Source organism: Roseivirga sp. E12 (assembly GCF_017592825.1).
Taxonomy (GTDB): domain Bacteria; phylum Bacteroidota; class Bacteroidia; order Cytophagales; family Cyclobacteriaceae; genus Roseivirga.
The window spans coordinates 331,959-346,007 of the sequence record NZ_JAGFMD010000001.1 but is presented as its reverse complement, the minus strand read 5'-3'; the positions used below and the strand labels follow the sequence as shown (position 1 = coordinate 346,007).

Below are 14,049 nucleotides of genomic sequence, written 5' to 3'. Positions count from 1 at the left end.
AAGAATAGACGGAGGTAGAATGATTTTTTTTAAACGAGTTCTTCTTGCTGAACTGCAGGGGCGTTTTCTGGCCTTAAAGCCCTTACGGCCTTTCCTGCTCTCCACATTTCAGAATTATGAAGCTCATCAAGTTCTTCTTGCAATTTCTCTCTGTAATCAGCTTGAGAGTTAGAATCAATCGATCGCTGTGCTTCAGTACCTGCAACAACAGAAGCATACAATTCCTCAAACACGGGTTTTGTAGCAGCATGAAACTTATCCTTCCAATCCAATGCACCTCTTTGAGCAGTTGTAGAGCAATTAGCGTACATCCAATCCATTCCATTTTCTGCAACTAATGGGTACAGTGACTGAGTAGCTTCTTCTACCGTTTCATTAAATGCCTCTGATGGTGAGTGGCCATTCGCTCTTAATACCTCATATTGTGCCATAAAGAGGCCTTGAATAGCTCCCATCAAGGTTCCTCTTTCTCCTGTAAGGTCGGAAGTCACCTCTTTAATAAATGTAGTTTCGAATAGATATCCCGAACCAACTCCTATGCCTAAGGCAACAATTCTATCCTTCGCCTTTCCAGTAGCATCTTGATGGATAGCAAAAGAGGAATTAAGCCCTTTGCCTTCAAGGAAAAGGCGTCTCAAGCTAGTTCCAGAGCCCTTTGGAGCTACTAAAGCAACATCTACATCCGCTGGAGGCACAATCCCTGTCTTTTCTGAATAGGCGACACCGAAGCCATGAGAGAAGTAAAGCATTTTACCTGCAGTCAGGTGTTTCTTTACTGTCGGCCAGAGCTGAATTTGTGCAGCATCGGATAAAAGGTAGCAAATGATTGAAGCGCGCTCTAAAGCCTCTTCAATTGGAAACAATGTCACTCCAGGCTCCCAGCCATCAGCAATCGCCTTGTCCCATGTTTTTGATTCTTGTCGTTGACCGACCAGGACCTTAATACCATTGTCTTGAAGGTTAAGTGACTGACCAGGACCTTGTACCCCATAGCCAATGATGGCAACTGTTTCATTTGCCAATACGTCTTGTGCTCTTGAAAGTGGAAACTCATCTCTTGTGATAACATTTTCTTCTACTCCACCAAAATTGATTAAAGCCATTTTATTCAGATTAAAGTTTATAGTTCTTTTTGTAATTCATTTTTAGGCCGAATGACAGACACCCTGCCTGACCTGACAAACTCGATAAGGCCATAAGGCTTTAAAAACTCGAGTAATTCTTGTGTTTCTTCTTTATGACCAGTCTTTTCAATGATCATAAATTCCTGTTCCATTGATAATATCCTTGCATGGTTATCGCGTATAAGCCGCTCCACCAAGTTGTTTTCGGAAGCCTTTTCTGTCGACACTTTATACAAAGCAATCTCTTGAAAAACAGTCTCGCCATCCAGATGATAAACCGCTTGCAAAACCTCAATTTGCTTCTCTATCTGCTTGACAATCTTCTGGACTAGCTCTTCCTCTGCATTGACCACGATTGTGAAACGAAAGACATTTTCTGTCTCTGATTCTGAGGTATTTAAGCTTTGAATACTCAAATGCCTCTTCGTGAAAATCGAAGTGATTCTATGCAGTAAACCAATACTGTTCTCGGTGAAAATCGATATGGTAAATGACTTGACCATCTTATGACAACCTTATATCAGAAACTGAAGCACCAGATGGCACCATTGGAAATACATTATCTTCTCTACCGACTTTTACTTCAAGTAGGAAGCTTCCATCATATGCGATCATCTCTTCGATTGACTTGCTTAGATCATCACGATCGCTTACAGACTTTCCTTTAATGCCATATCCTTCCGCGATTTTGATAAAATCCGGATTGACCAGCTCTGTGCTTGAATACCTCTTATCGAAGAAGAGTTGTTGCCACTGGCGAACCATTCCCAAAAAGTTATTATTGAGGATCACGATTTTTACTGCTGCTTCAGTCTGGAAGATCGTGCCCAACTCTTGAATGGTCATTTGGAAGCCACCATCGCCAACAACTGCAATAACTTCACGGTCTGGCGCTCCTAGTTTAGCTCCCAATGCCGCTGGTAAGCAAAAACCCATAGTACCAAGGCCACCTGATGTAATATTGCTCCTGCTCTGATTGAATTTGGTATATCGACAGGCCATCATCTGGTGTTGCCCTACATCCGTTACGAGAATAGCTTCGCCTTTTGTGAGTCCATTGATCTTGCTGACCACCTCTCCCATTTTCAGGGCACCATTCTCTGGCTTGAGCTCGTTGGCAATGACTTTATCATATTCTATTTTATCATAGGCTCTAAACTCCTCCAACCAAGCCCGATGACTATTGAGCCTCACCTGTCTTAGCAATTCGCTTAATGTCTCCTTACAGTTGCCCAAAACAGGAATATCAACTTTGACATTCTTGTTGACCTCTGCAGGGTCGATATCCAAGTGAATGACTTTGGCTTGCTTCGCATAATGTTCTAGATTACCCGTCACGCGATCGTCAAAGCGCATACCAATAGCAATAAGTACATCGCATTCATTCGTCAGCTTATTCGGGCCATAATTACCATGCATTCCCAACATACCTACATTTAATGGATGATCGGTGGGCAATGCTGAAAGTCCTAAAAGTGTCCAGGCAGAAGGTATTCCCGTCTTCTCAACAAACAGTTTAAACTCCTCTTCAGCCTTTCCGAGAATCACGCCCTGACCGAATAGGATCATTGGCTTTTGAGCCTCATTGATAAATTCAGCAGCTTTCTTGACTTGGACAGGATCCAATGCGGGAGCCGGTTTATAACTTCTAATTTCAAGGCACTTTCTATACTCAAAATCGAAAGGTTGAAACTGTGCATCTTTTGTAATATCCACCAATACAGGACCTGGACGGCCGGATTTGGCAATATAGAATGCCCTTGCCAGTGCTGTTGGAATATCCTCGGCCTTAGTCACTTGACAGTTCCACTTGGTCACGGGCATTGAAATACTTACAATATCTGTTTCTTGGAAAGCATCAGAGCCCAACAAACTCGAGCCTACTTGCCCTGTGATACATACCAAAGGTGTCGAGTCAATCATGGCATCGGCAATTCCCGTAATCAAATTCGTAGCACCAGGACCTGAGGTAGCCAATACTACACCTACCTCACCCGTTGCTCTTGCATAACCTTGTGCTGCATGAATCGCACCTTGCTCATGCCTTGTCAGTACATGCTCAAGTTCCTCTTGAAAATCATAGAGAGCATCATAAACAGGCATAATGGCTCCACCAGGGTAGCCGAAAATCATTTTTATATCTTCAGCCAATAGTGACCTTATCAGCGCTTGTGCACCGGATATATGAAGTTTCGTATCAGTCGTTGGTTTCAAAATTGCTTCCATACTAAATTAATTATCGGTGACACAGCCTTCCGAGGCTGATGCGACTGTTTTAGCATATTTTTTAAGCACTCCAGCGCTTACTTTCAGAGACGGAGACTTCCAATTGGCTCTCCGTTTCTCTATTTCTTCATCTGAGATATTGAGTGTAATGGAGTTTTTCTGTGCGTCAATGATAATCTCATCTCCATCTTCCACTAAGGCTATGGTACCTCCTACCTGAGCTTCTGGTGTTACATGTCCAACCACGAAACCATGACTTCCCCCGGAGAACCTTCCATCAGTAATTAATGCTACGGATTTACCCAAACCAGCACCCATAATAGCGGATGTAGGCTTTAACATTTCAGGCATACCCGGTGCACCCTTGGGGCCTTCATATCTAATCACTATGACATGGCCGGGCTTCACCGACCCATTTCGTATACCGTCAATTGCAGAAAATTCATCATTAAAGACAATCGCATTGCCCTGAAAGCGCTCTCCTTCTTTTCCTGTAATCTTGGCTACTGAGCCTTCTTCAGCTAGATTACCAAAGAGCATCTGCAAGTGCCCCGTTTCCTTGATGGGGTTGCTCAATGGTTTCAAAAGCTTCGTCTCAGGTTTGATAGCCTCTACTTCCAATAGATTTTCGGCAATTGTATGGCCGGTAACCGTCATGCAATCTCCATGAAGCATGTCGTTATCAAGCATAAACCGCATAACAGCCGGAACTCCACCTGCTTCGTGCAAGTCTTCCATTAGATACTGACCGCTTGGTTTCAGGTCAGCGAGAAATGGGGTTTGGTCAGAAAGTCTCTGAAAGTCTTTTAGTGCCAGGTCGATATCAACGCTTTTGGCTATCGCAATCAAATGCATTACCGCATTCGTGGAACCTCCTAGGACAGTAATTAGGCGAATGGCGTTTTCGAACGATTTTTTAGAAAGTATATCTCTTGGTTTAAGGTCTAGTTCCAGAAGCCTACGCACGGCCCTACCAACTCTTGCACACTCTTCCGTTTTATCTAAACTAATCGCAGGGTTAGATGAGCTGTAAGGGAGAGACATTCCCAAAGCTTCAATGGCTGATGACATCGTATTGGCAGTATACATACCACCGCAAGCACCAGCACCTGGGCATGAGTTCTTAATAATTCCCTTATAATCTTCATCGGAGATATTCCCAGCGAACTTCTCTCCCAATGCTTCAAAGGATGAAACTATATTGAGCTTTTTCCCTTTGTAGCAACCAGAAGCAATAGTACCACCATAAACCATTAAAGATGGACGGTTGAGACGTCCCATCGCCATTAGGGCTCCGGGCATATTCTTATCACAACCAACTACTGTAATCAAGCCATCGTAGTAATGAGCTCCGGCAACAGCCTCTATTGAGTCAGCTATGATCTCTCTGGAAACAAGAGAATATCTCATTCCTTCTGTTCCATTGGAAATGCCATCACTAACTCCAATGGTGTGGTAAATCAAACCAACCAGGTCTGCACCCAAGACACCAGCTTTTACCTGAACCGCCAAATCATTCAAGTGCATGTTGCATGTATTGCCTTCATAGCCAGTACTGACTATTCCTACCTGCGCTTTGCTCATGTCTTCTTCCGTCAAACCAATACCATAAAGCATGGCCTGAGAGGCAGGCTGCGTAGGATCTTGCGTAAGTCTTTTGCTATACTTATTCAATTCCATTTTAATTCCGTTAGCTGTCTTTTGTTTGAGGGTTTTCTTACCAATTCCTTGTACCTCTCTGATATTTTATATCCTATTGTATCCTTCCAATCGAGTTTAAATGGGCTACCATCTAAGTATCCAATTCCTGCAATTTCTGCTGCTGTTCCTGTGAAGAAAGCTCCATCAGCGCCCTTTACCACTTCAGGAGGAAAGTATTCTTCTCTCACTTCAATACCCATTTCTCCAGCAATATCCATAGCCGTAAGACGGGTAATACCTGGCAGTATATTTCCCAATGGCGGAGTGTACAAAACACCTTCTTTTTCAAAAAAGAAGTTGGCACCACTACCTTCTGCCACACTTCCGTTTCTATCAAGCAATAATGCTTCATCAAAACCCTTTGCCTTAGCTTCTGTGGTCGCCAGAATGGAGTTGGTATAATGCCCGGTTACTTTTGCTTCTACGGGTACTGCCTTAGGGTTTGGTCGCTCATAAGATGAAACCATAACATTTAACAAGGAATCACCCAAGTACTTACCCCACTCCCAGCCACATAGCATCAAATGAACCTTATCTACAGTATGGAGGGTCATATTTTCACCCAAATAAAGTAGTGGCCTGATGTAGGCATTCTTCAAGTCATTTTTTCTCAGCAATTCATAACTATGGTTCGTCAACTCCTCTACTGAATAATCACATTTGATGTGCATTTTTCGGGCCGAATAAAGAAGTCTTTCATAGTGTTCTTCTGCCTTGAATATCATTGCTTCTCCATTGGCGTCATATGACCTGATACCTTCAAAAACTCCTGAACCATAATGGAGTGTTTGGCTAAACAAACTGCCTTTGGCATCGTTGGCCTTGAGCCATTGCCCATCTAAAAAAACTATTGTGTTATCGTTGTAATACATTATTTCTTGTTTAAACTTATTTTCATTCTCAACTTTAATTGAATCAATTTCTCTGCACTCTACAGTTCTAAAATCACCAAGCACACTCCATATCTATTTGTTAATCAACATTTTACACTTCCTTCATTTACAACTTTCAGAACTAACTGGAATCGTTTTCCATCAGCTCATTTTTTCTTATTACTCATGTAGCCTTAACCTTTGAAGCATAAAAAAAGCCTTTCTCGTTTGGGTGAGAAGGGCTCCTTTGCATTGAACAATAGCTTCTTACTCACCCACTGAGGCAGGTAATAATGACTACTGTAATAATGACTGTACACTTATTCATGTTCCTGTTGTTTCCTAACTTTAAAATGACCTTTTCGGCCCTAAAATAAAAAAGCCTTCTCGCGGTGCGGGAAGGCTTGAGTTTCTTTAGTATTGAGACTATATCCTACCCGGCTTTGTGATCTAACACAACGCTAATAATTTGGGTAATGACAATTGGATTACTTCTCATATCTGACACCAAGGTGAGTATTGTAAAATTTAAAATCAAACAAAATTTAATTTAATCTAAGTACCAACTTTGACCGGCTGATTTTAACACCTAGTTATTCCTCTGACAATCAGCAACATATTGAATTGAATTAGTTTTCAATTGGAAGCTTCTTCTCTCGCCAGGCCTCTATTCCTCCGGCTAGGTCATAAGCCTCTTTAAAGCCGAGTCTCTTAAGGATTTTTAAAGTGCTATTACTCCTTCCTCCAATGGCGCAATAGACAGCTATCGGTTTATCCTTATCTAGTTTTTGAAGCTGAGCTTTGAAGTCAGGTTTATAATAATCGATCAGCACAGATTTGGATAAATGGCCTCTTTGGTACTCTCCAATTGTTCTGACATCTACCAATTGTAACTCTGACTTCTCCTTAATCAACCCTTGTAATTCGTCTACCGAAATTACCTTAGATATCAATTTCTCCTGTTCAGAAGATGTAGAACAAGAAAAGAGAAATAAAACCGACAGCGTCAGCAGCTTAATCATGTCAGCAAATTGCCGTCATCATCCCATTGAGCAATATCCATACGCTTGCTTTGGTCAACACACTTAGCTAACCATTCTTCATCGTAAGATAAACCTTGCTCGTCTAAAACGTCTTGAGGAACGCCATCCCAAACACCCGGTCTATTACCCTGATATCCTAAATCTTTGATACCCAATTCAGAAGTGTAATAACCAGTAAGCGTCAAATTCCTTATTCTGGTAAAGAACTTCTCTCCCGCTAGTAATTCAGGGGCTGTTTTTCCTGGGTATGCTATTGTATCGCAAATCGCCAATTGCTGTTCTTTGGTGAGTTTCTTGAACTCCAGGTTATGAAGTTTATTGGAATGATTATCCAACCAAGCCAGTCCACCTCGCATAGGTAGTTGCTGACGAGGCATATCCTTTACGATAAACTCAATAAAGGCAGGAACCTCAGCATCTATCGCACCTCCAATTTCAGCTTTAGCAGGTAGAATTATATCGCACAGAACGGCTATTGTTTCTAACTCATGCTCGTTCAAAAATATCTCTGCAAGTACTTCATTGTCGTGCTCTTGCTCAGGCACAGTACGGCCATAACCGGGTAAACTTACCTCTTCGGTAGTTTCTTCTGCAACGTCAGGCGCACATCCAGTAACAAGTAGTCCGCCTGCGACTGAACCTACTAACAAACCTTTTAATGAATCTCTTCTATCCATAACTCTTAGATATTACGTTTTTTGACTTGGTCTACTAAATAGTCCGATGCTCTCCAGGCAAGTGCCAAGATTGTCCATGTAGGGTTTTTATCTGCTTGGGATACAAATGGTCCAGCATCCATTACAAATACGTTTTCACAATCATGCAATTGATTGTACTTGTTGGTCACAGAAGTTCTTGGATCGTTGCCCATTCTGGTCGTGCCCACCTCATGAATGATTTCACCGGGTTTTGTCAGGCCATACTCACGATCGGCACCCGGTTTATCCCCTAGGAGAATTCCGCCTGTAGCACTTAATACCTCTTCGAAGGTGTCCTGCATGTGCTTAGCCTGCTTAACCTCGTTATTTGTCCACTGATAGTTGAACTTCAAGACTGGGATTCCCCATTCATCGACCACTTCATTATCAATTTCACAATAGTTATCCTTTTGGGGAACGCTTTCGCCCCTACCAGAAATACCAACAACGGCTCCATAATAGCGCTTAATGTCTTCGCGTAGTGAATCACCATAACCACCGACATCGCCCATTCCCGTCACTTTATTCAAATCATTCGGATTGAAACCAAAACCATAACTTGGCATGCCCATTCCTCCCCAAACTTCGATATGATATCCTCTAGGGAAGTCCAGCTTGGCATCATTGAGCCACCAAGGGGTGTATACATGCATACCTCCTACACCATCTTCGTTATAGATCTTACGATCCATAAGTTTAGGAATGAACACTGCTCTGCTGGCACCAGTAGAATCGTGTAGATATTTTCCAACAACGCCACTGCTATTACCTAGTCCATCCTGGTGTACCGAACTCTTTGAATTCAGAAGTATCCTTGCCGAAGAACAAGCTGAAGCGGCCATTATCACCACTTTTGCTTTTAAATGATAGGTCTTTCTGTCCAGTTTGTTGACATAGGTAACACCTGTGGCCTTTCCTTCTTTGTCCGTAGTCACTTCGCTCACCATTGCCTCGTTGAAGAGTTCTACTTTCCCTCCATTTTTCTGGGCCGGGAAGATCAAACAGGTACCCGAAGAAAAGTCAGCATAGGCAGAACATGCACGATTACATTGTCCACAATAGAAACAGCTGCCTCTCTGATTATTAATTCTTTTCGTAAGAATGGAGAGCCTAGAAGGAATTACAGGAATCCCCGTTTTTCTAGCTGCATTGATATAGTGCAGCTCGTGGAGCCTTGGCTTGGGCGGTGGTAAGAAGAAGCCATCAGGTTCGTTCTTGAAATTTTCTTTACTGCCAAAAACACCAATCAGCTTATCAACCTTATCATAATAAGGCTTAACATCATCATAGCCAATGGGCCAGTTATCTCCCAAACCATCAATACTTTTTCTTTTGAAGTCTAAAGGGCCAAACCTCAGAGATATTCTTCCCCAGTGATTTGTCCTACCCCCAAGCATTCTTGATCGGAACCAGCGAAAGTCTGTGCCTTTTTCATTGGTGAATGGTTCACCTTCCAAATTCCACCCACCATAGGCTGCATCAAAATCGCCAAAAGACCTTCTATCTGAGCTGGCACCTCGTCTGGGAGACTCCCAAGGCCAACGGAGTTGGTTTCTATATTGATCTTGTGCTGGGTCAAAGAATGGGCCTGCCTCTAAAACAGCTACATCGAAGCCTGCTTCAGAAAGTATCTTGGTTGCCATTCCGCCACCTGCACCGGAGCCTACTATGGCTACATCATACGTTTTGGCTGATTCAATTATTTGCATAGGTTGATTTGTTATTCAATGATGGATATGGTTTTGCGCATCGCCTCCATAGTCTTTTGCAATGCAGCTTCATTATCCAATTTATTCAGTTCTTCGTTAAAAGGTTCTGCCCTAACAGGCCCGTCATAGCCAACCTGCAGTAAGGCGATCAGAAACTTCTCAATATCTATAACTCCGGTAGCCGCAGGTAATTCTCTTTCCCAGTCTAGTTGCTCGTCAGGCGTCCTTCCTACCTTTGCATCATTCAGATCTACTGTCACAATAGTCTTAGGGTCTAGATTCAGAATATCCTGATCAGATTCACCTGCACAATACCAATGGAAAGTATCCAACTGGATTCCAACATTGGGTTCATTAATAGCGGTGATCAATTCTTGCACCTCTGTCATGGTTCTAATAAATGAATACTTGTCCCTCGACATTAAGGTCTTTGGTCCTACATACTCAAGTCCGAGCATTATATCATGGTCAGCAAGTAAAAGGGCTACTTCTTTAAGTCTTCGTGTATGACGATCGAAATTCTGACGATAAGTCAATTTATCATGCGTAGGCATAATCCAGGTTGACATTCGCTTTGCGCCAGAAAGTTCTAATGCATAGGCAGTCTCATTGAGTCGAGAAAAATCCGAACGAAAATCCGGTGCTGATTCTCTGAATTGGACTGGAAGGTTGGCTGTGCCCCAAGTGATCTGATTCTCTTTCATTTTTGCAACGAAAGTATCAAGCCCTTGGTCTCGCATGGTTGCGAGTTGATCCGTCAAGGGTACTATAGCCTCAAAACCATAGGTGATTGCACTGTCTAATAAAGCCTGTTGAGAAAGCTGAACGCCTATACTACCTGGGTTTAGGCACGTTTTAAATTGACGCTTGATCCTTTGATCAGTCGACCAAAAAGGTGTAGGTAAAATTGCAGATAGAGAAAGTACGGAAGCTTTAGTCAAAAATTCTCTTCGGCCAGGGTCAATCATCCCCTTAAGATAAATAATTCACCGAAGATTCAAGTCCAAAATTGGTCAAGCTTACATATAGTTATTTAGAATACTCCAGTAGCTCTAATCTCTGTGGTTCCTCTTCTTTTTTGGTGTTGGAGGATTCTTCATGGTGAATTTGTGCTCATCCAATAGAGAAAGTAGATCAAAAGAACTGACAATACCCACTATCTCCTTTTCGTGGGTCACGATCAAATGATGAAAATGATGCTTGCGCATTACTTTTGCGGCAACAGATACATCATTATAAGCAGGCACAGTATATACATGACCCGATAAAAGTTGGCTAACAGGAGAACTGTCACCGGGATTCATCTTGAAATCATTAGTTGTAACAACGCCCACAGGTTCATTGTCAGAATTAACAACTGGAACACAACTGATGTGATTTTTGGTCATGATTTCCTTTATATGACCAATTGACTTATGAGGCTCTGTTGTCACAACATTTCGAACCATCAAATCCGCTATCTTGATATTCATAGGTTTATGTTTTCAATAAAGCTATCTACACCAAAATTTAAATCTAATGAGTTTGGTTAGGGCCGATAATGATTTATGTCAGTGAAATGGGCATAAAAAAAGGCAACCATTTCTGATTGCCTTTTGAGCCTCCTATAGGGATCGAACCTACGACCTACTGATTACAAGTCAGTTGCTCTACCAGCTGAGCTAAGGAGGCTTCTTAATTGCTTTTCGTTCAAAGCGAGTGCAAAGATAGAAGTGTCTTCTAAAATTGCAAAGCTGCTAATGTCAATTTTTAAAAGATTTTTTAACGCCTTGGTTATCAAATACTTCTTAATATTCGTAACTGCTTTTTAAGACTTTGAACTTCTTCTTCAGCCTTTGAAATCTTTTCGTCAAACTCTGCCTTTAGCTTATCAGCAGTCTTTGAGTTAGCAAAGAATGCTAGGTTATTATTCCAGAGGGAAATATTGTCCTCAAGCTCGGAGATTTTTCTCCTAAGGGCAGACTCCTTCTTCTGGAACTTCCTGTCAGCCCCACCGCCTTTGTTACCACCTGAAAGCTCCGCTCTTAAAGTCAACGACTCTGCTTCTGAAGCCTCAAGTCCCAACCCGTCAATATAAGCTTTAACAACCTCTTGAAGTTTAGCCTCAATAGATTTAATCGCTCCACGTGGTACAAAGCCAATCTCATTATAAGCAGCTATCATTTGCATCAGTTCTTCTTGAGAACCCGTTCCCCCTTTTGCCTTCTCAGCTATTTCTGCTAGAACTGCTTCCTTCTTCTCTTGGTTCTCAACGTAGGCAGACTCAGTTTGATTAAGTTGTTGCCTCTTGTTATTAAAGAAAACATCACAAGCTTCTTTGAACTTTGCATAAACTGCGTTGCGTTGCTTTTCTGGTACAGGGCCAACTTCCTTCCACCTTCGCTGTAGTTGCTTAAGTTGTTCAGCCGTCTTATCCCAATCCTCACTCTCTTGCAATGCCACAGCTTCTTCTACTAGAGCTTCTTTCTTTGCTAGGTTTTCCTTTCTCAAAGACTCTAGTTTCTTAAAGAACTCATTTTTATTAGCAAAGAAACCTTTAAATGTAGACCAGAAAGAACGGTTAATCTCTTTAGCATTTTCACGAGGAACCCCACCAATGGCTTCCCAACGTTTCTGTAAATCGAGAATCTCTTTGGTCTTTGCGTTCCAATCATTAATTCGATCAGAATTGAATGAAGAAAACGTACCCAATTCTTCTATAAGCTCTTTCTTTTTGCCTAAGTTTTCTTTGAGGTCACCTTTCAGATGCTCCAAGAAGCCCTTGCGTTTTTGATAGATAACATCCGAAGCGGCTTTAAACCTTTTCCAAAGCTCTTCTTGAACTTCTCTGGGTACAGCACCAATGCGCTTATACTCTTCATGCAATTCATTTAATTGAATTACTGCGTCCTTGACATTTTCTAGCTTACCAAGTGCCTCAGCTTTTTCACAGAGCTCAGTTTTGGCAACCTGATTCTTCTTTCTATCAAGGTCTTTAAGCTCAAAAAGAATATGTCTATTATGATAGAAACGATCTAACAGGGCATTGTAGTTAGCCCACAAAGTCTTGTTGTACTGGTTTGGCACAGGTCCAATAGCCTTCCAGACCTCTTGTACTTCTTTGATTGGTTTGAGGCTTGTAGTAGCCTCTTCTCCATCCACTAGAGATCTCAATCGCTCAAGCAACTCTTGCTTCTTCTCTAGGTTCCTTGTCTTGTTCGCTTCTCTTTCTTTGTAGTAAGATGCTTTGCGATCTCTTAAGAGTCGAAGGGAAGCATCGAAACGATTGAAAAGCTCATCATGTCTGAACTCAAAGCCTTCTTCTTCTTCACCGACTTCCGCATTAAACTTTTCTTCGGCCTCTTTCCGGAGATTTGATTCAAATTCAGCAAATAGTGGTTCAATTTCTTTTAGGACACGATCGGCACGCTTAAAGCTTTCTTGTTGAGTAAGCTCTTCAATCGATTCAACTAATTGCTCACGTGTAAAAGTCGTATAGTCTGGAAGTTCTTCTTCCTCTTCCTCAGTTTCTGATTCTACTTCTTCAACAGTCTCGGCATTTTCAGTAGTCTCGGCTTCAACAGCTTCATCTTCAGACTTCTCTTCTGAAGTTTCTGAAGATGCAGCTACCTCGGGTTCTGCTGCCTCTTCGCTTTCAGCTTTATTTTCTTCGGTCACCACATCAGAGGCTTCCTCGATTTGAGTCTCGACATCGGCCTCTGTACTCGCTACTTCTTCGACCTTAGCGGGGGTATCTTTACTTTCAACCACAGGAGTAGGCACTTCTGCCGAAGCTTTTTTCGTTTCGACAGCGGGACTGTCGTCAGAATGATTTGGTTCCTCAGAAATTGGTTCAGTTGTGACTTGTGGCTCTTCGCTCGCGTCCGTTCCTTCTTGTGGGGTTACTTCTTTTTGTTCTTCAGCCTGAGGGTTTGGCTGCTCCTGATCCTCCACCTTCTTATTCTTGTCTTCACTCATATCTCTAAATGCTATCGGCTTTTATTGCCGCACCGTTACAATATCAAATTTAGTAAAACTATCAATTCAATCGAGGATCGACAGGGTAATTTGAAAACACCTTGTACTTACCTCCCATTTGTTTCAAAATAGACTTCCAGAGAATGTCTGATTCCATATCAAATATCTCATTGGCAGTTGCTTTCCTGCGCACAAACCAAGATTGTTTATCCAACTCTGCTCTCAATTGACCAACACCCCAGCCTGAGTAACCGAGATAGAATTGGATATCTTCTTCTTTAATAAGGTTCGAGTTTAGCAAGAATTTGATCTGCTCAAAGTCTCCACTCCAAAAGAGTCCATCATTCAATTTTATGGAACCTTCAATTTTATCATCAAGTCGATGAATGAAATGAAGTGTGTTCTGCTCCACGGGTCCTCCGATATTCAGATAGGTCGGAAAAGTAATCTTCTCTTCTAAGACGTCATCTAGTTTTAGATCTGAAAGCTTGTTCAAAACCAGACCAAATGTCCCTTCATCATTGTTCTCACAAACAAGTATGACCGTTCTTTCGAAGTTTGGATCATTCAAAAAAGGTTCTGACAGGAGAAAATCTCCTGGTTTTGGGTCTGGAATATTAGTATCGTATTGAAACATATGTTCGCTTCAAAGAAAATTATAAATGCATTTTTACTTTGCCTAACGAATTAGTAAAACTTTCGTCTAAAGGTGTTGTTAT

General features: G+C 41.9%; 12 protein-coding genes and 1 tRNA gene. All 13 read right to left on the bottom strand.

The window, feature by feature from the left end:
- Window positions 1-29: 29 nt before the first annotated feature.
- Window positions 30-1,103 carry a ketol-acid reductoisomerase gene (gene ilvC, locus J4E76_RS01530; protein WP_208500739.1) on the bottom strand — a complete coding sequence of 358 codons (1,074 nt, stop codon included), beginning with the start codon at window positions 1,101-1,103 and terminating at the stop codon, window positions 30-32.
- A gap of 17 nt (window positions 1,104-1,120) precedes the next feature.
- Entirely contained in the window at window positions 1,121-1,627 is a 507-nt protein-coding gene (gene ilvN, locus J4E76_RS01525; protein WP_208500738.1) for an acetolactate synthase small subunit, read from the bottom strand.
- A gap of 1 nt (window position 1,628) precedes the next feature.
- Complete coding sequence (gene ilvB, locus J4E76_RS01520) at window positions 1,629-3,350, bottom strand: biosynthetic-type acetolactate synthase large subunit (protein WP_208500736.1); 1,722 nt, start codon at window positions 3,348-3,350, stop codon at window positions 1,629-1,631.
- A gap of 6 nt (window positions 3,351-3,356) precedes the next feature.
- Entirely contained in the window at window positions 3,357-5,030 is a 1,674-nt protein-coding gene (ilvD, locus tag J4E76_RS01515; RefSeq protein ID WP_208500734.1) for a dihydroxy-acid dehydratase, read from the bottom strand.
- On the bottom strand, window positions 5,021-5,923 hold the full coding sequence (locus J4E76_RS01510; RefSeq protein ID WP_208500732.1) for a branched-chain amino acid transaminase: 903 nt from the start codon (window positions 5,921-5,923) through the stop codon (window positions 5,021-5,023). Before J4E76_RS01510 ends, ilvD begins: the two co-directional genes overlap by 10 nt.
- 629 nt (window positions 5,924-6,552) lie before the next feature.
- Window positions 6,553-6,945, bottom strand: coding sequence for a rhodanese-like domain-containing protein (locus J4E76_RS01505; protein ID WP_208500731.1), 393 nt, complete (start codon window positions 6,943-6,945; stop codon window positions 6,553-6,555).
- Window positions 6,942-7,643, bottom strand: a complete 702-nt coding sequence (locus tag J4E76_RS01500; protein ID WP_208500729.1) for a gluconate 2-dehydrogenase subunit 3 family protein — start codon at window positions 7,641-7,643, stop codon at window positions 6,942-6,944. The genes J4E76_RS01505 and J4E76_RS01500 overlap by 4 nt, the downstream gene beginning before the upstream one ends.
- 5 nt (window positions 7,644-7,648) lie before the next feature.
- Entirely contained in the window at window positions 7,649-9,373 is a 1,725-nt protein-coding gene (locus J4E76_RS01495; protein WP_208500727.1) for a GMC family oxidoreductase, read from the bottom strand.
- 11 nt (window positions 9,374-9,384) lie between these two features.
- On the bottom strand, window positions 9,385-10,341 hold the full coding sequence (locus J4E76_RS01490; RefSeq protein WP_208500725.1) for a sugar phosphate isomerase/epimerase family protein: 957 nt from the start codon (window positions 10,339-10,341) through the stop codon (window positions 9,385-9,387).
- A gap of 84 nt (window positions 10,342-10,425) precedes the next feature.
- A complete protein-coding gene (locus J4E76_RS01485; protein ID WP_208500722.1) occupies window positions 10,426-10,845 on the bottom strand; it encodes a cyclic nucleotide-binding/CBS domain-containing protein in 420 nt (139 codons plus the stop codon).
- A 126-nt stretch (window positions 10,846-10,971) separates the two neighbouring features.
- Window positions 10,972-11,044: transfer RNA gene (locus tag J4E76_RS01480), tRNA-Thr, on the bottom strand.
- Between the two features lie 105 nt (window positions 11,045-11,149).
- Window positions 11,150-13,330: a DUF349 domain-containing protein gene (locus tag J4E76_RS01475; protein ID WP_208500721.1), complete on the bottom strand. Its 2,181-nt coding sequence runs from the start codon at window positions 13,328-13,330 to the stop codon at window positions 11,150-11,152.
- A 61-nt stretch (window positions 13,331-13,391) separates the two neighbouring features.
- Window positions 13,392-13,967 (bottom strand): YqgE/AlgH family protein, encoded by a 576-nt coding sequence (locus tag J4E76_RS01470; RefSeq protein WP_208500719.1) that lies wholly within the window; start codon window positions 13,965-13,967, stop codon window positions 13,392-13,394.
- Window positions 13,968-14,049: the final 82 nt, after the last annotated feature.

Bases quoted from the DNA above. Each gene is read 5' to 3' on its own strand.
- ilvC (WP_208500739.1), bottom strand. From the start codon at position 1,103: ATGGCTTTAATCAATTTTGGTGGAGTAGAAGAAAATGTTATCACAAGA.
- ilvN (WP_208500738.1), bottom strand. From the start codon at position 1,627: ATGGTCAAGTCATTTACCATATCGATTTTCACCGAGAACAGTATTGGT.
- ilvB (WP_208500736.1), bottom strand. From the start codon at position 3,350: ATGGAAGCAATTTTGAAACCAACGACTGATACGAAACTTCATATATCC.
- ilvD (WP_208500734.1), bottom strand. From the start codon at position 5,030: ATGGAATTGAATAAGTATAGCAAAAGACTTACGCAAGATCCTACGCAG.
- J4E76_RS01510 (WP_208500732.1), bottom strand. From the start codon at position 5,923: ATGTATTACAACGATAACACAATAGTTTTTTTAGATGGGCAATGGCTC.
- J4E76_RS01505 (WP_208500731.1), bottom strand. From the start codon at position 6,945: ATGATTAAGCTGCTGACGCTGTCGGTTTTATTTCTCTTTTCTTGTTCT.
- J4E76_RS01500 (WP_208500729.1), bottom strand. From the start codon at position 7,643: ATGGATAGAAGAGATTCATTAAAAGGTTTGTTAGTAGGTTCAGTCGCA.
- J4E76_RS01495 (WP_208500727.1), bottom strand. From the start codon at position 9,373: ATGCAAATAATTGAATCAGCCAAAACGTATGATGTAGCCATAGTAGGC.
- J4E76_RS01490 (WP_208500725.1), bottom strand. From the start codon at position 10,341: ATGATTGACCCTGGCCGAAGAGAATTTTTGACTAAAGCTTCCGTACTT.
- J4E76_RS01485 (WP_208500722.1), bottom strand. From the start codon at position 10,845: ATGAATATCAAGATAGCGGATTTGATGGTTCGAAATGTTGTGACAACA.
- J4E76_RS01475 (WP_208500721.1), bottom strand. From the start codon at position 13,330: ATGAGTGAAGACAAGAATAAGAAGGTGGAGGATCAGGAGCAGCCAAAC.
- J4E76_RS01470 (WP_208500719.1), bottom strand. From the start codon at position 13,967: ATGTTTCAATACGATACTAATATTCCAGACCCAAAACCAGGAGATTTT.